At 59.5% G+C, this 23,435-nt stretch carries 18 protein-coding genes; 15 read left to right on the top strand and 3 right to left on the bottom strand.

Annotated features, from left to right (window positions below):
• Positions 1 to 78 precede the first annotated feature (78 nt).
• The 3 genes from ACSYTG_RS08560 to ACSYTG_RS08550 are packed head-to-tail and all read left to right on the top strand — an operon-like array spanning position 79 to position 2,164.
• Positions 79 to 861 carry a DUF4412 domain-containing protein gene (locus ACSYTG_RS08560; protein ID WP_489782907.1) on the top strand — a complete coding sequence of 261 codons (783 nt, stop codon included), beginning with the start codon at positions 79 to 81 and terminating at the stop codon, positions 859 to 861.
• A gap of 17 nt (positions 862 to 878) precedes the next feature.
• Entirely contained in the window at positions 879 to 1,520 is a 642-nt protein-coding gene (locus ACSYTG_RS08555; RefSeq protein WP_408744315.1) for an invasion associated locus B family protein, read from the top strand.
• A 47-nt stretch (positions 1,521 to 1,567) separates the two neighbouring features.
• Entirely contained in the window at positions 1,568 to 2,164 is a 597-nt protein-coding gene (locus tag ACSYTG_RS08550) for a hypothetical protein (protein WP_489782906.1), read from the top strand.
• Positions 2,165 to 2,226: 62 nt separating this feature from the next.
• Here the strand turns inward: ACSYTG_RS08550 and ACSYTG_RS08545 are convergent, their stop codons facing one another.
• Entirely contained in the window at positions 2,227 to 5,490 is a 3,264-nt protein-coding gene (locus ACSYTG_RS08545) for an AsmA-like C-terminal region-containing protein (protein ID WP_489782905.1), read from the bottom strand.
• A 38-nt stretch (positions 5,491 to 5,528) separates the two neighbouring features.
• Between ACSYTG_RS08545 and ACSYTG_RS08540 the strand changes: the two genes are divergently transcribed.
• Together ACSYTG_RS08540 and bcp are read left to right on the top strand one after the other, a co-directional pair.
• A complete protein-coding gene (locus ACSYTG_RS08540) occupies positions 5,529 to 8,639 on the top strand; it encodes a bifunctional [glutamine synthetase] adenylyltransferase/[glutamine synthetase]-adenylyl-L-tyrosine phosphorylase (RefSeq protein WP_086645403.1) in 3,111 nt (1,036 codons plus the stop codon).
• A 43-nt stretch (positions 8,640 to 8,682) separates the two neighbouring features.
• Positions 8,683 to 9,171 (top strand): thioredoxin-dependent thiol peroxidase, encoded by a 489-nt coding sequence (gene bcp / locus ACSYTG_RS08535; RefSeq protein ID WP_415424776.1) that lies wholly within the window; start codon positions 8,683 to 8,685, stop codon positions 9,169 to 9,171.
• 58 nt (positions 9,172 to 9,229) lie between these two features.
• Here bcp and ACSYTG_RS08530 read toward each other — a convergent pair whose 3' ends face one another.
• Positions 9,230 to 9,607 (bottom strand): hypothetical protein, encoded by a 378-nt coding sequence (locus tag ACSYTG_RS08530; protein ID WP_242005679.1) that lies wholly within the window; start codon positions 9,605 to 9,607, stop codon positions 9,230 to 9,232.
• A gap of 137 nt (positions 9,608 to 9,744) precedes the next feature.
• Positions 9,745 to 11,013, bottom strand: coding sequence for an MFS transporter (locus ACSYTG_RS08525; RefSeq protein ID WP_489782904.1), 1,269 nt, complete (start codon positions 11,011 to 11,013; stop codon positions 9,745 to 9,747).
• Positions 11,014 to 11,206: 193 nt separating this feature from the next.
• Here ACSYTG_RS08525 and ACSYTG_RS08520 point away from each other — a divergent pair, with 193 nt between their 5' ends.
• The 10 genes from ACSYTG_RS08520 to rplL all read left to right on the top strand — a co-directional run bounded on the left by ACSYTG_RS08520 (position 11,207) and on the right by rplL (position 23,298).
• Positions 11,207 to 12,478 carry a DNA recombination protein RmuC gene (locus ACSYTG_RS08520; RefSeq protein ID WP_165925041.1) on the top strand — a complete coding sequence of 424 codons (1,272 nt, stop codon included), beginning with the start codon at positions 11,207 to 11,209 and terminating at the stop codon, positions 12,476 to 12,478.
• A 21-nt stretch (positions 12,479 to 12,499) separates the two neighbouring features.
• Positions 12,500 to 13,213, top strand: coding sequence for a response regulator transcription factor (locus tag ACSYTG_RS08515; protein ID WP_086647116.1), 714 nt, complete (start codon positions 12,500 to 12,502; stop codon positions 13,211 to 13,213).
• Positions 13,200 to 14,573 (top strand): sensor histidine kinase, encoded by a 1,374-nt coding sequence (locus ACSYTG_RS08510; RefSeq protein WP_095348981.1) that lies wholly within the window; start codon positions 13,200 to 13,202, stop codon positions 14,571 to 14,573. The genes ACSYTG_RS08515 and ACSYTG_RS08510 overlap by 14 nt, the downstream gene beginning before the upstream one ends.
• A gap of 119 nt (positions 14,574 to 14,692) precedes the next feature.
• Entirely contained in the window at positions 14,693 to 17,866 is a 3,174-nt protein-coding gene (locus ACSYTG_RS08505) for an efflux RND transporter permease subunit (RefSeq protein ID WP_086647118.1), read from the top strand.
• On the top strand, positions 17,863 to 19,176 hold the full coding sequence (locus ACSYTG_RS08500) for an efflux RND transporter periplasmic adaptor subunit (RefSeq protein ID WP_095348980.1): 1,314 nt from the start codon (positions 17,863 to 17,865) through the stop codon (positions 19,174 to 19,176). The genes ACSYTG_RS08505 and ACSYTG_RS08500 overlap by 4 nt, the downstream gene beginning before the upstream one ends.
• A gap of 41 nt (positions 19,177 to 19,217) precedes the next feature.
• Positions 19,218 to 20,786: an efflux transporter outer membrane subunit gene (locus tag ACSYTG_RS08495; protein WP_354856871.1), complete on the top strand. Its 1,569-nt coding sequence runs from the start codon at positions 19,218 to 19,220 to the stop codon at positions 20,784 to 20,786.
• Positions 20,787 to 20,892: 106 nt separating this feature from the next.
• Positions 20,893 to 21,327, top strand: a complete 435-nt coding sequence (rplK, locus tag ACSYTG_RS08490) for a 50S ribosomal protein L11 (RefSeq protein ID WP_489782903.1) — start codon at positions 20,893 to 20,895, stop codon at positions 21,325 to 21,327.
• Positions 21,328 to 21,331: 4 nt separating this feature from the next.
• A complete protein-coding gene (gene rplA, locus ACSYTG_RS08485; protein ID WP_086647121.1) occupies positions 21,332 to 22,024 on the top strand; it encodes a 50S ribosomal protein L1 in 693 nt (230 codons plus the stop codon).
• A gap of 282 nt (positions 22,025 to 22,306) precedes the next feature.
• A complete protein-coding gene (gene rplJ / locus ACSYTG_RS08480) occupies positions 22,307 to 22,825 on the top strand; it encodes a 50S ribosomal protein L10 (protein WP_048852972.1) in 519 nt (172 codons plus the stop codon).
• Between the two features lie 98 nt (positions 22,826 to 22,923).
• Positions 22,924 to 23,298 carry a 50S ribosomal protein L7/L12 gene (rplL, locus tag ACSYTG_RS08475; protein WP_086647122.1) on the top strand — a complete coding sequence of 125 codons (375 nt, stop codon included), beginning with the start codon at positions 22,924 to 22,926 and terminating at the stop codon, positions 23,296 to 23,298.
• The last annotated feature ends 137 nt before the right edge of the window (positions 23,299 to 23,435 follow it).

Below are 23,435 nucleotides of genomic sequence, written 5' to 3'. Positions count from 1 at the left end.
CTGCCACAACCTTACAAGCTGGTTGCGGCAACCGCACGCCCAGAGAGTGCAGGCCGCAAAAAAATGGAGATGGATTTGGTGACAGACAGATTTTTACCGGCCTGCAAACGCAGCCTGCGTGTGCCCGGCCTGTACGCCGTTGGCGTTTTGGCCATGTCTGCCATTGTTACTCCTCCCCTGCATGCCCAGCAGGCCACAGACCACCCGCGCCTGACACCGGGGCGCGATGCGGTGATCGACTATGTGTTTCAGCCCCGCCCAACCGAGCAGGACCTCAAGGCCGGAGCCAAAGCCGATACACCCGTGGCAAGCCGCCATGTGCAGGTGCTGTATTCGGGTGATGGCGGGCTGATGCGGATCAACTACATGACCAGCATGGAAGGGGAGGCCAGCCGTGGTGCGGTGATTATCAACCGTGCTGCGCAGGAGGTGCTGGTTATTATCAACGACCGTCGCATCTATACCCGGCTTGTGCAGCAGGAGGGCATACGCAACCCGTTCCTGCTCGACATGTCCATGCAGTTCACCAAAACCGGGAGCGATGTGGTGGCAGGCCAGCCCTGTACCACATGGCAGGCGGTTTCTGCTCAGGGCAAGGCATCAACCTGCGTTACGGATGACGGGTTCATACTCCAGCAGGATGGTGTGGACGTTGATGGGCTGAATGGCAGCCTGCGTGCCATGAAGGTGTCTTACGATATTGTGCCGGTCAGCGCCTTTGAACCGCCACAGGGCTTTTTGGAAGTCACACCTCATTCTCCGCATTCCGATGCAGCCCAGACCGAGCCCCCCGTAACAGGCGTTGGCCCTGCAACCAGCCTGCCCGCAACCAGCCCTAACCCTGAGGGAGAAAACCGGTAATGGTCACACGGTGCAGTATGGTGTCGCGTAGCGCATTTGCCGTTGCGGCTTTTGGGCTGGCTCTGGCGGGTATGCCTGCCTATGCGCAGCAGGCTGGTACAGCGCAGGATGCCGCGCCCGCGCAGGCCACCACGGCGGGTGATCCGCCAGCGGAAGCCCCGGCCATTACCCCCTCCGTGGATGTGGATGTGGAATACGAGCTTGCCTCCCCTCAGGGGGATGTCAGCACCCGCCAGCGTATGCGCTGGCAGGTTGCGACCCTGCGCCAGCGGCTGGACCCGGATAAATCCTCCGTGTTCATGATCACCTCATGGCGTGACAGAACTCTGAGTGTTGTGGACCTCGGGCGTAAAAAAGACAGCATCATGCCTGTGCCGGGCACACAGCAGCTTACTCCCCCCGGCCAACCCGCAATGGTCGGCTCCTATGCACGATTGGGGAGTTCCGTTGTGGCGGGTGAGCAGTGCACAATATGGCGCACGAAAGATACGGATGGCCACCCGACGGATGCCTGCTACACGGCAGACGGGTTGCTGCTTCAGGTCGCGCAGGGTGGGCAGATAACGGTGCGCGCACTCAGTGTGCAGCGTGTTGCGCAGCCCGATAGCCTGTTTGTCATACCCCCCGGTTTGCAGCAGGAGGCACCAGCACACCCATAGTGCACACCATGCGTGGCCATTGGTGATAAAGGCAGGAAAGGGATGGAATGCACAACGCAACCTATGGCCGCACCGCATTACTGTTTGCGCTATGCGCAGCCTTGGGGTGGACGCATGACGCAGCGCAGGCTCAGGCGGTGGATGGGCCAACCACGGTCTGCATAACGGCGCAGGCGGCCCAGCAGCCGCAAACGCTGGTTGTGGTGCCCTCCGGCACCGTGTTTGCAACAGACGATACCGCCGGGCATACGCCGCAAGCGCAGGCACAAGCCCAGGCGGTTGTTACAACCGAAACCATTACCCTGACCCACATGCAGCCCTGCATGGCGGCGGATGCGTCCAGCGTTGTCTCCCACACCCGCCACTGGCTGCATGAAAAAGTCCGCCCCCATAACGGGCAGGTGCTGCATGCGGTTGGCGAAGTCAGCGGCAATGGAGTGGATACCGGCATGGAGGATGAAGATACCTCCCTGCGTGATCTGGTGCATTCTGGCGCACTCAGCCTGTCTATCAACCGGACTGTGCAGGACCCCGTTTTTTTGCAGGAAAGCGATGCAGACCTGCCTGATACGGGGGACGGGGTGGATACATCTGCCTCGCGCGATGCGGCATCGGACCTGCCATCCCAAAGGCATGCACACTAGCTGGGCCATGCCACCAGAGCATTACCCCGCACGGCATGTGCTGCGCGGGGCATTGCCGGGGGTTAGAACATCTCGCGCAGTGCCCCGGGCAGGAAAATGGAATAGGGGTTAATGTGCAGGGTCGGGTCTTCCAGATTACCCGTGATCCCGAAGGTTACAGCCAGCAGCCCCCCGTTTTTTTCCGGGCTGAACAGTCTGCCAATGCCCGGTAGTTTGCCCGGCAGGGTGTTCAGGGCAAAAATGGGAACCACGGTGCCATGCAGGTCTATGCTGTTGTGGTCGAGGTTGACCTTGCCCTCCAGCGTGGCCCCCAGCGCACCATTACCGGTTGTGCCATCATGGATTTCCAGCACGCCATCTTCAAACGTCACGGGCATATTGAAGTGCGTCACCAGAAAATCATTGGCGTTCTGGGCATTGAGCCAGCCGTAGAGTGAAATATTGCGCGCGACCTGTAGGGAGGTCGGTGCTTTTTTAAGCGTGAACGGAGTAACGCTCAGCTTGCCGCTGAAAGGAGCGGCGGGTTCGGTATCATCAAACGTACCATCCAGTACGGCCTGCCCACCCTTGACGTCGGGCAGAATGCCAAAAGCTGCCAGAAACGCCCCCATATCGGGAATATGGGCGTGCAGGGTGCGGTTGGCCCCTGTGGGAACCAGTGTCATGCTGGCTGGGACTGGTCCGCGCATGGTAAAGCGCATTTTTTCCAGCCGCAGGCCGTTATCTTCAAAATAGGCCTGTACGGTGCGCAGGGGCTGCTTGGTTTTGCTGTACCAGAGCTGGTTTGCCGTCAGGTCAATGGCCCAGGCCGTGCCGGGGGGGCCGTGCAGTTTGCCGGTTGCGGCTTCTGGCACATGGTAGTTGGCGGGCTTTCTGGTCTCGGGCGTGCTCGGTTCGTGCTCATCCCGGCTCATGAGCGGGGAGAGGTCGAGCGTGTCTGCATAAACGCCAACATGGACCATGTTACCGGACTGGTTCTGGGGCAGTACCAGTTTGGCGTGGCCATTGGAACGCGCGATCCTGAAGGACGAAATAATCAGTTCCGGTGCATGGCCGGGCCGTATTTGCGCCTTGCCAACGACGTTCATATCCGGACCAGATGCCTGCAGGTGGTCCACATTGGTAATCTGCCCCCCGTCCAGATCCAGCGTGGCGGAGGCATGTGCAGCCTGCCCCGCTGTTTTGTGCCACATGGGAATGCGAATATCCGCGCGCCCAAGGTCCAGATCAAGGCCAACAGTGCCTATGTGGCTGGCCAGTTGCTGGTAATCCACGGCAAGGTCCGCGCTGCCAGCAAAGTGATCCCCCGTGGCAATGCCTGCCGCCAGAGCCGTGTCGGGCGTTATGCGCGAGGTCAGGTGGGCTTTTTCCGCGACCGCATCTGGCGGAAGGGAGCGGAAGTCCATGTCGTATGTCAGGTCGGAGGGCAGGCCGCCAATAATCCCGTGCCCGGCAAGGGCAAGCCCGTCCGTGGTCACGTCCAGCCCAAAGCGGGCGTTGGCTACATCGCGCCCGGCAACAACATTGCCAATGGAAGCATGCGTGACATCGGCATGGCTCTGGATGGTCATGTCGTTAATGGTTACGCGGCTGATCAGCGGCAGGCTCAGGCCCAGATGCAGGTTGGCCGTGCCGCGCGGGCGGGTCAGGCTGAGCGGATGGCGTGAGAGCAGGTGCAGCCGTGGTTCGGCCAGCAGGGCAATCACATCCTGCAAAGGGCCGTGCAGGTCGGTTTCTATAATGCCGGTCTGGTCTTTTTTGGTCAGGCCCACAATGTCCATGCTGCCCGGCCCGGCTTCAATCCGGCCTGTGCCGTTCTGGCCCACGTTTTTGCCGGTCCGGTCCACAAGCTGGTAGCCGTGGTCGAAGTGAATGCTCAGCTTGTCCGGGCTTACAATATCCAGCCGGGCATCCAGCCCTTGCAGGGGCGTAATGGGGCGCAGCCAGTGAACGGTCAGGCCCGTTGCATCAATGCCCCCCTGTATGCCGGTCAGCTTCAGGCCGTTCCAGCCCTGGCTGCTGCCCAGTTCGGCTGTGGTCACAAGGTTGGTGGCCGTGCCGGTGGTTATGTTCTCGGTCACCCATTTTTTGCCACCCTTGGCAGCAAGGCTGGGCCAGTAATAGGTCAGATCCTCAAACGAGACATGGGGAATGGTTGCACTCAGTCTGGACTCTATGCCTTTGGGCTGCATCAGGTCCGATGTGTTGAGGAAGCCACTCAGGTTCACGCTCAGGGCGCGTGCGGCATCATCTGGTGCACTGGGGTTGCGCAAGAGCAGATGCACGGAGGGCAGGGTAATCTGGGCGGGTACGGACTGCGCTTTGGTCTGGTTGAGCAGCACAGACATACCAGCCGTACCGTGGTCCACCTCATAGCGTGTGCCGCCTGCCTCCACATGGCCGGAGCCTATGGAGGTTGTCAGTTCCAGCGCATTGGGCACCATCCACGGTGTTTTTGGCGCAGAGGTAAAATACGTATCTGCCGTAAGGCTTATGGGCAGGTCTATTTTGGCCAGTTCGGGGCGCAGGGGGGCAAATGTGGCGGGGTTGAGTGTGTTTGTGCTCAGGTGCCATGCAATCTGCCTGCCATTGTCGGCCGGTGCACCGTGTGCGTTCAGGACCAGTCTGGTACCGGGGTCGCTTTGCGGCGCTATGCTCAGTTTGACAGCCCCGGTAACCCCTGTGGCGTGCCCTATGGTATGCAGGCGCAGGTCCACACCAATATCGGATGCCAGCCAGTGCGTGCCGGTGAGCTGGTCATCCATGCTTATGGTGGCATCTTCTATACGTGCGTGTTCCAGCCCGTAGGTTTCCAGCGTGTTGTCCTGATGGGAGGATGGGGTAGAGGGCAGATCAAGGTCAAACTCCACGCTGCCGTTATGGGCGCGGCGCAGGGCAAGGCGCACCCCTTTGATGTTGATGGTGCGCAGCCTTATGCTGCCGTGCAGCAGGGCCAGCGGGTCCAGCGTGACGTCTGCTTCGCGCACGGTGTTCGGGTGGGCGTTGCCGGGCGCAATAAAGCTCAGGCCCTCAAGCACAACGGTTATGGGCACACCCATGCCTTCACGCAGGCCATTCCAGCGGAGTTCGGCATGGCCCAGACGCAGGCTGACTGCTGGCGGGTGCGCGCGTTCCCCCTTGATAATTGTGATGGGCAGAAAAGGCCGCACCACCGGCGTAATATCAAGCGGGCCAAATGCCATGGCACCCAGCAACGCCCCGAGCCCCACAAAGGGGGAGGCCACCAGAACGCACGCGCCAATCGCCAGCGCACGCGGAATTTTTGTTCTTGCGGGGGGGGAGGTGTCTTGACCGTTGGAAGTCAACGCAGCAAGCCTTTATGGTTCACAGTACGGGCCATATCATGACGCAGGCAGATCATTCTCTCTTCCGTGACGTAAGACAGACCCGCAGGCAAGGCCCGCGGAGCTGGCCGGATGCAGATTGGCCCGCTCCGGCGGACGGGCACAGGGCCACAGTGTTTGTTGAGGACATGCTGGAACTGGCCAGCCAGAACGGTGTTGCGGCATCGGTCATGGCGCTGCCCGGTGCGCGTGAGTTGATGCTTTGCCTTGGCGGGAACAGCCCGTACCTGTCCGATCTGGCGCGGGAGGATATTCAGGCTTTTGCAGCGCTGCTGGACAAGGGGCCGGATAGCTGTGTGCTCGATGCGTTTGCAACATGCGCACAGTTTGACGCCACATCGGGGCGAGAGTATGTCGCCGCGTTCCTTCGTCATGCCAAAAAGCGTATAGCTTTTATTTGCGCTATTGCAGACCTTGGTGGTGCATGGTCGCTGGAGGAAGTCACGCATACGCTCAGCCGGCTGGCTGAAACCGCGTTGGAAATCGCGCTCAAACATATGCTGTGGCATGCCAGTCAGGCCGGGCAGCTTGACCTGCCAGACCCCGAAAACCCCACTTCGGGCTGTGGGCTTGTGGTACTGGCCATGGGCAAGCTGGGCGCGCGTGAACTGAATTTTTCATCCGACATCGACCTGATAGTGTTGTACGACCCCACAACGTATTCTCAGTCAGACGCGGTGCGACGTGTATTTGTGCGTATGACTAACGATCTTGTTAGTCTGATGGAAGCGCGCGATGCGAATGGCTACGTTTTTCGTACCGATTTGCGGCTCAGGCCAGACCCATCCTCTACTCCACCGGCTGTAACCGTACAGGCTGCCACGCTGTATTACGAGAGCCTGGGCCAGACATGGGAGCGTGCGGCCATGATCAAGGCGCGCGCAGTGGCGGGCGACCTTACGCTGGGGCGGCGCTTTCTGGCGGCTATCAGGCCATTTATCTGGCGCAAGCACCTAGACTTCGCCCTGATTGATGACATCCATGACATGAAGGCCCGCATAGACCGTTACCGCAAGGCAGGGCGGACGGATCTGGCGCAACTCCCCGATTCTGTTCTGGCGGACCCCGCTGCCAGCCGGGCGTGGCTTCTGGGCCATAACCTCAAGCTGGGGCAGGGCGGCATACGCGAAATTGAATTTATTGCGCAGGCCATGCAGCTGGTCTGGGGGGGGCGCGAGCCCGGGCTGCGGGACAAAACCACATTTGGCGCGCTTAAAAAACTGGTGGGTTCGGGCAGACTGCCCCGGACCGAGGCCGAAGTGCTGGCCCGCACCTACCGTTTTTTGCGCGATGCGGAACATCGCCTGCAAATGCGCGCCGACCACCAGACCCACAGCCTGCCAGAGACGGTGGAAGGGTTTGATGCCTTCGCCATTTTCATGAACTACCCCGATGGGGAGGCTCTGGCGCTGGACATGCTCCCGCGTATGCGTGAGGCAAGGCGGATTTTTGAGCGGCACTTTATTATCCAGCCTGCACAGAACGGTATGGAAGCAGGCAGTGTGCTCATGCCCGGCCCAGAAGAAGGGCAGGTGGCGGAACTGCTGGAAAAATATGGTTTTCCTCAATCCCAACTAGTGGAAGCGGCACAGGTTCTGGGCCGGTGGAGTGGCAATGGCCTGCGTGCCCTGCGCTCGGAGCGGGCACATGCCCTGCTGCGTGCGCTGCTCCCCGCCCTGCTGGCCAATTTTGGCCAGCGCGGTAACCCGCTAGCCTGCCTGCGCAGGTTTGATGCTCTGCTGGCGCGCCAGCACGCCGGGGTGCAGCTGCTCTCGCTTTTTGAGCGTAATCCGGAGCTGATCAACCGCATTGCCAGCATTTTTGATGCTTCGGCCTTTCTGGCTGACCATCTGGCGGACAAGCCCTCTGCGCTGGAAGGGCTGCTGGCCCCCGAACCGGAGGAAGGACGCAACGTGGTGGCGCGCCTGAAAACACTGGCCGGGGAAGTTGCCGATGTGGAGGAACTACTGACCACCCTGCGCCCGTTGCTGCGGGGCGAGGAGTTCCGCCTGTCCGTTGCGCTGCTGGAAGGGCGGATGAGCGAGGACGACGCCGAGCGTGAACGCACCCTGCTGGCCGATACGATCATGACCGTGATCAAACAGGCTGTGGAGCGTGACCATGTGCGCCGCTATGGCCGTGTGCCCGGTGGGGGCATGGCGGTTATAGCCATGGGTAAGGCTGGCTCGCGGGAGATGATGCCCGGCTCCGACCTTGACCTGTTGATGGTGTTTGACCACCCGGAGGAGATTCAGACCAGCCAGGTCGCGGCCAAAAGCCGCAATGCCGGGCAGGAACTCGCCTTCTCCCGCCCCCGGAGCGTTGCTGTGGGGCAGTATTATACCCGTCTGGCCCACGCCTTTATTGCGGCACTGACTGCACCGGGGCCGGAAGGACCGCTTTATGCAGTGGATATGCGCCTGCGCCCATCGGGTGCTGCGGGGCCGGTTGCTGTCCCGCGCACGGCGTTCCTGCGCTACCATACGGAAGCCGCCTGGACGTGGGAATGTATGGCCCTGACGCGCGCGCGCATTGTGGCGGCCCCGCAAGCCCTGCGGCGCGCGTTAACGCAGGATCTGGAGCGGGTGCTGGATGGCAGTATTCGTGCCATCCCCCCTAAACGCGCCTCCTTGCTGGAGGATGCCCGCACCATGCGTGAACGTCTGGCCCGTGACCTGCCCGCCAGTTCCATATGGGACATCAAGCGCCGGGCCGGTGGACTTATGGAAGTGGAGTTCATTGCGCAGATTTTCCAGCTTGTTGCAGCCGACCCCATGGCCCGTAGCCCGTCCACCCGGCTGGCGCTGGGGCGGCTTGAACGGTGTGGGGTGCTGAGTGCGGCAGATGCAAAACTGCTCAGGCAGGCGGATTTTTTCTGGCGGCGTTTGCAGGCCCTGCTGCGTTTGCTGTGTGGCCCCGTACCCCCACGGGAGCTGGAAACGGATATGGTGCCCGCAGCCCTGAATATTCTGCTCAGGAACATGAAGGCCCGCACCCTGCCCGAGCTAATGGAGCGGACCAACCTGCTGGCGCGCGATGTGCGGAACTGTTTTGAAAGGCTGGTCGGCCCCGTTGCCTCCATGGCACCAGCCGAACGGCCAGAGGACTAAATGCGGGTTATCCCAGCACAAGGTATGTAAGGAGTTTACGGTTATGGAAAATAGTCAGGTGCTCAAGGTAGGGGACAAAGCCCCGGCGTTCAGCATGGCGGCAAGTGGTGGACGCACGGTGGAAAGTGCGGCGCTCAAGGGGCAGCCGTTTGTGCTCTATTTTTACCCCAAGGCAGACACGCCCGGCTGCACAAAGGAAGCCTGCGGGTTTAACGAAGCCCTACAGGCTTTTGAACAGGCCGGGCTGAGCGTTATTGGTGTCTCGCGCGATCCGGTTAAAAAGCTGGACTCATTCGCGGCCAAATACAACCTGACCTTTCCTCTGGCGTCAGATGAAGATGGGCATGTGACCGAGGCTTACGGCGTATGGGTGGAAAAATCCATGTATGGCCGGACCTATATGGGCATAGAGCGCGCAACGTTCCTGATCGATGCCAAAGGCGACATTGCTTACATCTGGCCCAAGGTCAAAGTCAGCGGCCATGTGGATGCGGTGCTGGCTCAGGCGCAGGCACTGGGTGGCGCTGCCTGAGCACGTTGTTGCAGTTTTTGGTGCGCAGGTTTGCGCACCCACCCTGCCGGGCCGGGCTTTACCAGCCCGGGTAATAGCCACCGGGAACAGCGTAGTAATAACCCGGAGGTGGCCCCATGGGAGCAACCGGCACCATATAGGCGCGTGGTGGTGGTGGGGGCGGCGGAGGGGGCGGGCCATAGCTGTAACCATAGGCATAGCCGCCGGGGCCGCCGCTCATGGCTGCACCAGCAAGGGCACCAACGGCCAGCCCACCAATAAGCGCGCCGGCAATTGCGCCGCCATCGCCCCGGTGGTGGTGCCCCCAGCCGGGTCCGCCCCGACCGCCCCAGCCGGGGCCACCGCCACCCCAGCGCCCGGGTTGGGCCTGTGCGCTAGGCAGAGCTGCCAGACCAAGGCCCGCAATAACGGGCAGGGCCATCAGAAATTGTGTCATGCGGCGCATCAAACGTGCCTCCCTGGAGCAGGGTGTCAGGCTGCTCCGTATTTTTTGTTCTCCCTTAAATATCGATCCGCTTGTGGCAAATTAAAGGCTCTTCCCTGTCCTTTTGTTGAATAATGCCTGTATGGGGGTCAGGGCGTGTTTTCCGGCATTGTACTGGTTTTTTGCAGGGTTAACGCGGTTGCAAGCGTGACCAGCGCACAGGCGGAAACATACCAGGCAAACCAGCCTTCATGGCCTACATGCTTGCACCACAAGGCAATATATTCGGTTGTGCCGCCAAAAATGGATACGGTCAGCGCATAGGGGAGTGCTACTCCCAAGGCCCGTACGCGGGTGGGGAAAAGCTCGGCCTTAACAATGGCGTTAATGGACGTGTACCCCGATGCCGTGAACAGCGCGGCAACAATCAGCCCGAATGCAACCCAGCCCGATGTGGCGTGGGAGAGGGCACTAAGCAGCGGCACAGTGCCAAGGCTTGCCCCAATGCCAAAAAACAGGAGCAGGGGTTTACGCCCGATCCGGTCGGATACCGCGCCAAAAGCGGGCTGCATGGCCGCAAATACAAACAGGCTGGCAGCAGAGATAAGGGTGGCCGTTTCCTTGGAAAAACCAAGGGAGTTGGCAAGGTATTTCTGCATGTAAATGGTGTAGGTGTAAAAAGCGACCGTTCCGCCAAGGGTTAGCCCGCAGACCCGCAACACCGATGGCCAGTGGGCCAGCATAACGCGTACGCCCCCTTTGGCCTGCTTGTTGCTTGTGTTCTCAAAGCTTTCGCTCTCCACCATCTGGCGGCGGAGCCAGAACACCAGAACGGCACCACATGCCCCGATCAGGAAGGGAATGCGCCAGCCCCAGCTTGCAATCTGCTGCGGTGTTAAAAACACGTATTGCATGATCAGCAGCACGCACAGGGCCAGCAGTTGCCCCATAACCAGCGTGACATACAAAAACCCAGACCAGAACCCCCGGTGCTGCGGGGTGGAAACTTCGGCCAGATAGGTGGCCGAAGCGCCATATTCCCCCCCAAGGCTCAAGCCCTGCACCAGACGTGCGAGCACAAGAATGACCGGGGCCACAACCCCTATCTGCTCGTATGTGGGGCACAGGGCTATGGCCAGCGAGCCAAAGCACATGGCCAGAACAGAAAAGGTGAGCGCCTTGCGCCGCCCGTACCGGTCTGCCGCCATGCCCAGCAGCCACCCGCCAATGGGGCGCATAAAAAAGCCAACGGCAAACACCGCTGCCGCATTCAGCAGTTCCGCCGTTGGGTTGCCGTGTGGAAAAAACGCATGGGCGAAGTAGATGGTGAAGGAAGAATAAACATACCAGTCAAAATATTCGAGCAGGTTTCCGGCTGATCCTGCCAGAATACCCCGAATGCGTTGTGCCGTGCTCAAGCTGTGCTCTCCATTCCTGGACTTTTTGTTGTGTTGGTGAACAAGGCACCGTGGGCAAGGGTAGTATCATTACCACACCACGCCTGTCATTACGTCTGCGGCATGAGAGGTGTTGCCTGATAGACGTGTTTTTTGTTCAAAAACAGTGAGCAAGGGTGCTTGCTCTTGGGGCAGACATCAGACAAAACAGGGTATGGGTTCTGTAATTGTTCTTGTCTGTGTGGCGGTCACGGCTCTTTTGCTGGGGGTGGTGCTGGCTTTTGCGCTGCGCAAGCCTCCAGCAAAAAGTGCGGATAGCGACTTGCTGGCGCGGCTTTACGTTATGATGGAGCGCGAGGCCGCCGCCGCCCGCGCTGATTCCTCCGCGCAAAGAACCGCCATGGCCGAAATGGAACGGGCTTTTGGCGAACGGTTGGAGCGCATGCGTGCCGAACTGGCCGAGCAGCTTGGTAACCTTTCCGGCGGTCTGGGGCGTGAGCAGGCGGAGGCACGGGCCGCACAGGCCGAGGCCCTGCGCAACATGGCGGAAACCTCTGCCCAGCAGCTGGCGGCTATCCGCCACGCGGTAACCGAGCAACTGCACGAGGCGGTGGAGCGGCAGATGCACACATCGTTCCAGCGGGTGCTGGAACAGTTTGCCGCCATGCAGAAGGCTATGGGCGAGGTCCGCGCCATGACCGCCCAGATCAGTGACCTCAAACGGCTGTTCAGTAATGTCAAAACCCGTGGTGGCTGGGGGGAGGCCCAGTTGCGCGCCATTCTGGATGATGTGCTGCCGCCGGGCACGTATGAGAGCAATGTGCGGCTGGGACCGGGGAATGATGTGGTGGAGTTCGCCATTCGCATGCCGGTCAAAACCCAGACACCCCCCCTTATGCCGGTGGACAGCAAGTTCCCGACCGAAGCGTACGAAAAACTGCTCAACGCGGCAGAAGAGGGCGATGTGGTGGGGGAAAAGGCCGCCCGCAAGTCTTTGGAGAACACTGTGCGGGTGGAAGCCCGCAAAATTGCCACGAAATACATTCAGCCTCCCGCAACTGTTGAATTCGCTGTGCTTTATCTGCCAACTGATGGGCTTTACACGGAAGTGGCCCGTATTCCGGGTTTGATAGATGATGTCGGGCGGCAGTACCGGGTTATGGTCATGGGGCCAGCCCTTATGCCTGCCATGCTGCGTACCATTCATCTGGGCTACGTGACTCTGGCCTTGGAAGAACGGACGGAAAGCATTGCCCGCCTGCTGGGTGCAACCCGGCAGGAAATGCTGAAAATGGACGGAGTGCTGGACAAGCTGGCGCGGAATGCGCAGGCTATGTCGTTCTCAATCGAGGAGGCCAGACGGCGCACCAGAGTGGTTACCCGCAAGCTCAAGGAGCTTGATAACCCGGTTGCAAGTGAGGACGAAGGCGAAGAGTCTGAAATTGAATTTAGTGGCCATATCAAGGGTAGCACTGCAACAGGGTAGAACACGAGCAAGAGGGCAGGTATGTCTGAAGATGATACACTACCCCCTTTTCTGGAAGGGCGGACGGTTCTCCTTATCGAGGATGACGGCAGGATTGCCGAGGAAATTGTAGGGGAACTCACAGGGCGCGGCTTTAACGTCCATCATGAGGAAACAGGCAACGCTGGGCTGGATGCAGCCGTAAAAGGCGAGGCCGATGTGATGGTGGTGGACCGGCTTTTGCCCGGGTGTGATGGGCTTTCTGTTATAGAAGCCATGCGCCAGCAGGGGATTCGCGTGCCTGTGCTGGTCCTGTCTGCCCTGTCTGCTGTGGATGACCGGGTCACGGGCCTTAAGGCTGGGGGGGATGACTACCTGACCAAGCCTTTTGCCATGGAAGAGCTTGTTGCACGGATTGAAGCGCTGCTGCGGCGGCCTGATGATACGCGCAACACCAAGCTGCGCACCGGCCCGCTGGAAATGGACCTGATCGAACGCCGCGTCTGGCGGGATGGCCGCGAGATTGACCTGCTCCCGCGTGAATTCCGGCTGCTCGAATACCTTATGCGCCGGCCCGGACAGGTGCTGACGCGCTCCATGCTGCTGGAGGATGTCTGGCAGTACCGTTTTATCCCGCGCACCAACCTGGTTGATGTGCATATAGGCAAGCTACGCCGGAAGGTTGATGCTCCGGGCGAGGAACCGCTTATCCAGAGCATTCGTGGTACGGGGTTCCAGTTGCGTGTTTCTGACTGAGGTTTTTCGGACAGCCACATTCCGGATCACCCTTATGGCGCTGGCGGCTATGGCTGGTGTCATGCTCATGCAGTTCGGGCTGGTTTACGCCCAGATGGAGGCGGTGGAATCCCGCCGCTCCACCGAACTGCTACAGGGGGAGGCGGAACTGCTGGCTCAGATGTCGCCCGAGCATCTGGAATATGTTATCCGCCGCCGCGCAACGGATGACCTGCGCCTGATCATCAACAGTGCCGGGCTGTTTGACGCCGGGCATGCGTTAATTGCGGGTGACCTGCATACCTGGCCCCGTGGGCTCAAGGCAGATGGTAAGCCCCATAATATCGAGATTTACCCCGAGGAAGGGGCCGCTTACCCCCTGCGCCTGCTGGCGGTGACCTTGCCAGACCACACCATTCTGGTGCTGGGGCGCAGTTTTCATCTGCTGGCGGAGCAGAAGTTCATGCTCCGCCATGCCATGCTGGTGGCGGCGGTGCCCACGTTTTTGTTCGCGCTGTTCCTTGGGGTGGCACTCAGCCATCGTGCCCTCTCCCGCGTGAAGGAAATGCACGAGGCCATAGACCGGATTATGGCGGGCGATATTCATGAACGTCTGCCCGCCAACCGTGAGCGGGATGATCTGGAGCGGCTGGCGGGGAGCGTGAACCGCATGCTCGACCGGCTGGAACATCTGATGGACGGCATGCGTGCGGTGGGTAATGATATTGCCCATGACCTGCGCACCCCGCTCTCCCGCGTGCGGGCAAAGCTTGAGCGTGCCCAGTCGGGCGAGCGCGATCCGGAGCAGCTTGAAGCCGCCATAGGTCGCGCGGTGGATGACCTTGATCAATGCCTTGGTATTATTACCGCCCTGCTCAGGATTGCCGAGATAGAGAACAGCCGCCGCATGGCCGGTTTTGCGCAGGTAAGGCTGCGTGAGTTGATGGATGATGTGTTCGACCTTTACGAACCCATTGCCGAAATGGAAGATAAAAAACTACAGGCTCTGCCCTCGGCGGATGAGGGGCCAGTATGGGGGGATCGGCATCTTCTGATCGAACTGCTCGCTAATCTGGTTGATAATGCTATCAAATTTACTCCTGAAGGCGGTAGTATTGTGCTGGATGTGCAACAAAAGGATGATGCGGTCCTGCTGATCGTGACCGATACGGGCACGGGCATTGCCCCTGAGGAAAGACAGAATGTGTTGTCCCGCTTCTATCGCTCGGACAAGAGCCGGCATGTGCCCGGCAGCGGTCTGGGGTTGAGCCTTGTTTGCGCCATTGCGCATCTGCATGACGCAAACGTTAAGATAGAGAGCGGCCCCAATGGCAGGGGTACATGCTTCAGCATTGCTTTTCCGGTCCCGGCACTGGGCTAGAGCAATGGTTTGTAAAGATAATGTCACAAGCGGGAGAAGGATGTGCGGGTATCTACTGGCAAAATGACGACCATTTCCAGAATGATGACCGGACCCGTTTTCAGCCAAGGGTCAGGTGAATGAACCAGATTGTTCTTATAGCACTCAAAAAACCGTACACTTTTGTTGTGCTGTCCATCCTGATTCTTGTTTTTGGAATTAAGGGTATTTTCTCAACCCCGACGGACGTTTTCCCGAGTATCCGCATCCCTGTTGTGGCCGTTATCTGGCAATATACAGGGCTGATGCCCGAGGATATGTCTGGCCGTGTGGTCTATTATTACGAGCGCGCACTTACCGCGACCGTGAATAATATCGAACACATTGAAAGCCAGTCCTATTACGGGCGCGGGATTGTTAAGATCTTTTTCCAGCCCGGTACAAACACATCCGTTGCTCAAACCCAGATCACCTCTGTCTCCCAGACCGTGATCAAGCAGATGCCTACCGGCTCCACGCCGCCACTTGTTCTGGCGTATGACGCATCCTCCGTGCCGGTCATTACGTTGCAGGTCGCATCCACGTCCATGACGGCGTCCGAGATTTATGACATGTCCTCCAACCTTATCCGGCCTGCGCTGGTGTCGGTTGCAGGGGCGGCCATTCCCAACCCGTATGGGGGTAAGCCGGGTAACGTCATGGTCGATCTGGACCCGGTCAAGCTGCTGGCACACAGTCTTTCCCCGGTGGATGTCTCCCGCGCACTGAACAGCCAGAACATTGTGCTGCCTGCGGGGGACCAGCGTATTGGTCCGTTTGACTGGATGGTGCAGACCAATGCCGCCCCGCGGGAGCTGGATGAACTGAACGATATTCCCATCAAGCAGGTCGGGCACGCCGTGGTCCGCCTGCGCGACGTGGCATGGGTGCATCAGGGTGGTCCACCGCAGACCAACCTTGTGCTGGTCAAGGGCCAGCAGGGTGTGCTGATCGTGGTCATGAAGAGCGGGGATGCCTCAACACTGGACGTGGTGGCAGGCATTAAAAAACTGCTGCCCGGCATTGTGCAGACCCTCCCGCCGGGTGTGAGCATCCGCGTGCTCAATGACGCCTCGACCTTTGTTAAGGAGTCCGTGGAGGACGTGGTGCGCGAAATGATAACCGCCGCCTTCCTGACCGGGCTTGTCGTGCTGCTGTTCCTTGGGTCGTGGCGTTCTACGGTTATTATTGCCACCTCCATTCCGCTGGCCATGCTGTGCTCGATCATCGGGCTGGGCTGGGCCGGGCAGACCATCAATGTCATGACTTTGGGCGGGCTGGCGCTGGCCGTTGGTATTCTGGTGGATGATGCCACGGTCATGATCGAAAACATTGATGCACATCTGGAAATGGAAAAGGATCTGGAAACCGCCATTGTGGACGCGGCCAACCAGATTGTTATTCCAACCTTTGTTTCCACGCTGTGTATCTGCATTGTGTGGATGCCGCTGTTCCAGTTGACCGGTGTTGCTGGCTGGCTGTTCATGCCCATGGCCGAAGCCATTATTTTTGCCATGCTGGCATCGTTCATTCTCTCGCGCACGCTGGTGCCAACCATGGCCAAGTACATGCTGGCCGCACAGGTGGCCGCCCATGCGCACGGTCCGCAGGAGCCCAAAACGGTTTTTGGCCGTTTCCAGCGTTCCTTTGAGCGTGGGTTTGAGACTTTTCGCCACCGCTACCACGCCCTGCTCACGTATCTGATCGAGGTGCGGGGGACGTTTATTCCGGTATTCGTGCTGTGCTCGTTCGGGTCTCTGGGGTTGCTGTTCTTTGTCGGGCAGAACTTTTTCCCCGAGGTCAATTCGGATGTTATCGCCCTGCATATGCGTGCACCCATTGGCACGCGGCTGGAGGAAGCCGGCAAGATTTCCCAGCTGGTGGATACGGAGGTCGAGCGCACGCTGCCCGGGCAGGTGGAAGGAATTGTCAATAACTGCGGTCTGGCGTTCAGCCCGCTCAACATGGCCTATATTCCAACCCCCACCGTGGGTACGCAGGATTGCGACATTACCATTTCGCTCAAGGATGAAGCCGCCCCTGTTGCGGAATACCGCCGCCTGCTGCGCCGCAACCTGAATGAAAAATTCCCCGGGACCCAGTTCTCCTTCCTGCCGGGCGACCTGACAGCCAAGATCCTGAACTTCGGCCTGCCATCCCCGATTGATGTGCAGGTGGTCGGGCGTGACCTGCCAGCCAACTTCCGCTTTGCCAACCGCATTGCAGAACGGCTGCGGCATGTAACCGGGCTGACCGATATTTCAGTGCAGCAGCCCATGACCACACCAACCCTGCGCGTGAATGCACGCCGCATGTACGCGCTGGGCACGGGTATCCGCGAGGCGGACGTGGCTGACAACGTGCTGGTTTCGCTCTCGGGCAGTTCGCAGGTCGGGCAGGTTTACTGGCTGGATACCAAGACTGGCGTCTCGCATCTGATCGACATCCAGACCCCGGCCTCCTTCCTCCAGACCATGAATGATCTGGAGATCACCCCGATTGATAAGGGGGACGGTAATCCCAGCGGGCAGACCCCGCAGATTCTGGGCGGGCTGAGCCAGATTGAGCAGGTCGGGACCCCGGCCGAGGTTGCGCACTACAACATCATGCCCGTGTTCGATATCTATGCCTCAAACGAGGGGATCGATCTGGGCACCGTCTCGCGCGAGGTGGAGCGGATTGTGGATGAACTCCGGCCCGACCTGCCGCGCGGCGCATCGCTGACCGTGCGCGGGCAGGCCGTGACCATGAACAGTGCGTATGTGCAGCTTCTGGCCGGGCTGGCTATGTCTGTTCTGCTTGTTTACCTGCTGATTGTGGTCAACTTTCAGTCCTGGCTGGACCCGTTCATTATCATCACGGCGTTGCCCGGCGCGTTGGCGGGTATTTCGTGGAGCCTGTTCCTCACACATACAACCCTGTCTGTTCCAGCGCTTACGGGTGCGATCATGTGCATGGGCACGGCCACGGCCAACGCCATTCTGGTTGTGGCCTTTGCGCGTGAGCGGCTGGATGAGCATGGAGATGCCATTCTGGCAGCACTTGAGGCAGGCTTTGAGCGTATTCGCCCGGTTATGATGACGGCTTCCGCCATGATTATTGGCATGTTGCCCATGTCTTTGAGCAACTCGCAGAATGCGCCTTTGGGCAAGGCGGTCATGGGGGGGCTGCTGGTGGCAACGGTGGCTACGTTGCTGTTTGTTCCCTGCGTGTTTGCAATGTTGCACAACAAAAAAGAAGTGCCGACGACAAAAGAAGAGGAAGCTGGCGTATGACCCCGGAACACGACAATACGGGTGGCGTGGACGCCAAGGTAAAAGCTGCGGCAGCTGCCCGTAAAAGAAAAATGGGGTTTGCTATTGTCGCTGGCGTGGCAGGCTTTCTGGTTATCATGGGGCTTGTGCAAAGGCATTCGGCCTATGTGCAACTGGCGCAGGAAACAGCCCATGATGCGGTGCCCGTTGTGCAGGTCATTTACCCGCAGCACGCCCCCGATGAGCGCGAGCTCTCGCTGCCTGCCAATATTGCGGCATGGTATCAGGCCCCGATTTACGCTCAGGTCTCGGGCTACGTCAAAATGTGGTACAAGGATTTTGGCGCGCGCGTAAAAGCAGGGGACGTGCTGGCTGAAATTGACACACCGGGGCTGGACGCCCAGTACGCCGCAGCCAAAGCCAACTACAACGTGGCACTGGCCCGCTACAAGCTGGCCCAGATTACCGCACGACGCTGGAAGGCGTTGCAGGGCACGCAGGCTGTCTCCCAGCAGGAGGTGGACGTGCAGGCTGCCAATGCCGAGGCCCAGAAGGCGCAGGTCGAAGCCGCCCAGCATGATGTGGAACGCTACGCCGCCCTTGAAGCGTTTAAAAAGATCGTGGCTCCGTTTGATGGCATTGTCACATCCCGTATGGCCGATGTGGGGGATTACGTTAACGCGGGACGGGGCGATGTGGATTCCCGCGGGAATGCCACGGAACTGTTCAGCGTTGCGGACGTGCACGCCATGCGTGTGTTTGTAGCTGTGCCGCAGGACTACGCGGATATTATCTCACCCCGCCTGCAGGCCGATCTGATTGTGCCGCAATACCCCGAGCGCACGTTCAAGGCGCGTTATCTGGCAACCGCAAGCGCCTTTAACCCCAATACCCGCACGGTTACGACCGAACTGGTGTTGGATAACAAGAGTGGCGAGCTGTGGCCTAATTCCTATGCCACGGCCACCTTCCGTGCTCCGGCTGACCCGGACCAGCTTATTCTGCCTGAAGGCGCCATTGTGTTCCGGCAGGAAGGAACGCAGGTCGCGCTGGTGGATGACAGCAACCACGTGCATCTGGTCAACGTAGCCCTTGGGCGTGATCTGGGTACAACGGTGGAAGTGCAGCGTGGGGTTAAAAAGAGCGACAGGGTCATCAATAACCCATCCGCCGGCCTGCTGGACGGGCAGCTGGTACGGATTGTTAAAGGCACTCCCGGTTACAATATTCCCCCAGCCCCCCCGGCAAAGGCTGCGGGCGCAGGCAAGAACGATACCCGCGCCATGCCCGAAGATAACCGGCCCATGCCGGAATCCGGGGGGCGTCAATGAAGGGCAGGGCGCAGGGTAGCCGGGTTTTTGCCGCACGCTTTATGCTGGGGAGCTGCCTCCTGTCCGTTCTGGCAGGGTGCGACATGGCACCACGCTACAAGCCTGCCAGGTTTATCTACCCCGACAACTGGCAGGGTGGTGGCGTTATGCAGCCCGCAGGTGGGGCGGATACAACATTAAACCCCAACTGGTGGACTGTGCTGGGAGACCCCGTACTGAATGATCTGGAGGAACAGGCCATGCGCCTTAACCCCGATCTTCAGGCGCAGGCGGAGGCTTTTCTTCAGGCGCGGGATCTGGCCATGGAGGCCAAATCCAAGCTCTACCCACAAATCGGCGGTATGGCTGGCGGGGCAAAATACAAAGGGTCGGACCATCGGCTGTGGCGTGGGGCTGGCTCCACCGGGCCCATGTATATGTCCTCCGAGCAGTATTCGGGTTCTGCAACGTGGGAGCCGGATTTCTGGTCCGCCATTCGTAACAAAACACGTATGGCCAAGCAGAACGTGCAGGAGCGCGCGGCAGACTATGCCGCAGCAAGGCTGAGTTTGCAGGCCGAGCTTGCCAGCGATTACGTTGTGCTGCGTGGGCTGGATGCGCAGGACGCGGTTTACCGGGATTCCATCCGCTACTACAAAACAGCGGTGCAGATTACCAATATGCGTCTGGCAGGGGCCATTGCGCCGGGTATGGATGTCTCCCGCGCTCAGGCACAGCTTTATGCCACGCAGGCGCAGGAAACCGACATCCGCACCCAGCGTGACGTTATGGAGCATGCCATTGCGGCACTGGTTAACCAGGCCCCGGCCTCCTTCCACATTGCGCCGGTGGATACACTGAACTTTGCACAAGGCCCGCTGCCGGTTGCTCTGCCATCAACACTGCTGGAAAGGCGGCCCGATATTGCTGCGGCAGAGCGGCGCATGGCACAGGCCAACAGGGCCATAGGCGTGTCCCGCGCAGCGTTCTACCCGCATGTGACCTTTAACGCCACGACCGGGTTTATGGATAACGGGTTCGACCTCGCATCGCTCTCCAATTCCATGTACCAGTTTGGTGCGCAGGCACTTCTTCCGCTCTTTCAGGGTGGGTTGCGGCGTGCGGACCTGCAACGCAGCTGGTCGCAGTACCGCGAGAAGGAGGATCTGTACCGCAGCACGGTGCTGGATGCCTTCAAGGAGGTTGAGGACGGGCTGACCCGGGTCAACAGGCTCAAGGTGCAGGTAGGGCAGCAGTCTAACGCAGTAGATGCCGCATTGCGCACACAGGGCATGACCATGGCGCTGTACACGGGGGGGCTTACCAATTATCTGGATGTCGTGGTGGCACAGGTTGCGGCCCTGAATGCCCGGATCGCACTGGTGCAGACCTCCACGCGCGCCATTGATGCCCGCGTGGAGCTGATTCGCGCTTTGGGTGGCGGGTGGTCCCGTGGCCAACTGCCTACGGGTGAAAGTGTGCTCATGCCCTTCAAGCCCTTGCAGTACAGCAATCTGCGTCAGGCACCGGCTGCGGGCGGCATTACAACCGTGCGTGACCCTGCCAGCACGGACCTGAGTGGCAGCACAAAAGCACGTGCCCCTCTTGACAGTCATGCTGCGCACAGGTAAGCGCGCCTTTCCTGATCGGAACGCGGGAGGTTTCTGCCAACACCTTGTGTGCAGGCTGGAATCGTTAAGAACCGCGGTCCGGGTACATTTTTGAGGAGTCCCGGATATGGCCAAAAAAGTTGTTGGCTACATCAAGCTTCAGATTCCCGCTGGTAAAGCAAACCCTTCGCCGCCGGTTGGTCCGGCTCTGGGTCAGCGCGGTCTGAATATCATGGAATTCTGCAAGGCATTTAATGCCAAGACCCAGGGCCTTGAACCTGGCATGCCGATTCCTGTGGTGATCACTGCCTATGCTGACCGTACGTTCAGCTTCATCACCAAGACCCCCCCGAACACCTACTTCCTGCTCAAGGCCGCCAAGATTTCCAAAGGCAGCCAGACAGTTGGTAAGGGCGGTTCCGTGGGTAAGGTGACCATGGATCAGCTGCGTGAAATTGCTGCCCAGAAGCAGCAGGACATGAACGCAAACGACATTGATGGCGCTGTACGCATGCTGGTGGGTTCTGCCCGCTCCATGGGTCTTGATGTGGCGGAGGGCTAAGATTATGGCTCAGAACAAGCGTCTTGCAGCTGCTCGCGCCAAGGTTGTTGCCGGTAAGGCATACGGTCTGGACGAAGCTGTTTCCCTCGTCAAAGACAATGCAACTGCAAAGTTTGACGAAACGGTTGAAATCGCCCTGAATCTGGGTATCGACCCGCGTCATGCTGACCAGATGGTTCGTGGTTTTGTGTCCCTGCCCAACGGCACGGGCAAGACCCTGCGCGTTGGCGTGTTCGCACGTGGCCCCAAGGCTGAAGAAGCCAAGGCTGCCGGTGCGGACGTTGTTGGTGCAGAAGATCTGATGGAGCAGGTGCAGGCTGGCGAAATCGCTTTCGATCGCTGCATTGCAACCCCGGACATGATGGCTCTGGTCGGTCGTCTGGGTAAGATCCTCGGCCCGCGTGGCCTGATGCCTAACCCCAAGCTGGGTACCGTGACCATGGACGTTAAGGGTGCCGTTCTGGCAGCCAAGTCCGGTCAGGTTGAATACCGCGCTGAAAAGACCGGTATCATCCACGCTGGCGTTGGCAAGGCTTCCTTCGGTGCAGACAAGCTGGCTGAAAACGTACGTGCATTTGTTGATGCCGTGCAGAAGGCTCGCCCGACTGGCGCCAAAGGCACCTACCTGAAGAAGGCTGCCCTGACCTCCACAATGGGTCCGGGTGTGCAGCTGGACGTCTCTGCCTTCGCAGGCTGAGCAAGAATGTTGCCAGGCTGGCCCTTGTGGCTGGTCTGGTGCATAAGGGAGTGGTTTACCACTTCTTATACCTGTCCGAGACCACACGTGAGTTTGCTCTTAATCGGCCTTTCGGGGCTGGCGCGTGGTAAGACGGGGATGCTGGTTGCAGGCTGAGAATTTTCGGCAGTGCCAGATATTCCGTTTATCAAGGACAGGCGAGCGGGTTCTGTTTGTTGCAGAACCTAAAGGGCAACCCGTTCTGTCAGGTTTAGATCTGATGGAACAAGACGGAGACGGGATTTGGACCGTACGGAAAAGAAGGCCCTTGTTGCCTCTCTGGCCGCCGTGTTCGCCGAAACGTCCATGGTTGTGGTTACCCGTAATAACGGGTTGACCGTGGCTGATGTGACGGATCTGCGACGCAAGGTGCGGGCAGCGGGTGCAAACTACAAGGTTGCCAAAAACCGGCTGGCAACTCTCGCCCTGGATGGGACCCAGTTCAGCGGCATCGCGCCGTTGCTGACGGGACCGACCGCGCTTGCGTGGGCGGACGAACCTGTATCAGTGGCGAAGGTGATCGTTGAGTTCGCCAAAACCAATGACAAGCTTGAGCTGCTTGGTGGTTCTCTTGGTTCTCAGGTACTTGATGTAGCTGGGATCAAGGCTCTTGCCGAGCTGCCGTCGCTCGACACGCTGCGCGCGCAGCTCGTGGGTCTTATCTCCACGCCCGCTACGCGCATCGCCAGTGTTGTTCAGGCGCCGGCTGGCCAGCTTGCTCGTGTTTTTGGGGCCTATGCCAAAACGGGTGAAGCTGCCTGACCACATGCTCCCATATGGGGGTGTGTACAAGAAATACGCGTAGCCTCTGTGTAGAGGTTGCGTTTTGCTAACCAGTGTTTATATTAGGAAGTCTGACTATGGCTGATCTTGCTAAGCTTGTTGACGAACTGTCCGCTCTGACCGTTCTTGAAGCTGCTGAACTTTCCAAGCTGCTCGAAGAAAAGTGGGGCGTTTCCGCTGCTGCTCCTGTTGCAGTTGCTGCTGCTGCTCCGGGCGCTGCTGCTGCTCCTGCTGAAGAGCAGACCGAATTCACGGTTATTCTGGCCGCCGCTGGCGAAAAGAAGATCAACGTGATTAAAGAAATCCGTGGCATCACGGGTCTGGGTCTGAAGGAAGCTAAGGACCTGGTTGAAGGCGCTCCCAAGACCGTTAAGGAAGGCGTCAGCAAGGACGAAGCTGCCAAAATCAAGAAGCTTCTTGAAGATAACGGCGCAACCGTCGAAGTTAAGTAAGATTGCCTTGATCCCGCCCATATGTGGTGGGGTGAAGGAAATTGAGGTTCTCGGGTGGGGGTGTATGCCTCCGCCCGTTTGCCTGTTTCAGGTTGATCTGAGGCAGGTGGCCGGGTAAATCCGGTATGGTTTTGGCC

Source organism: Acetobacter sp. ESL1128 (genome assembly GCF_058505085.1).
This window is presented reverse-complemented; position numbering and strand designations above follow the sequence as displayed.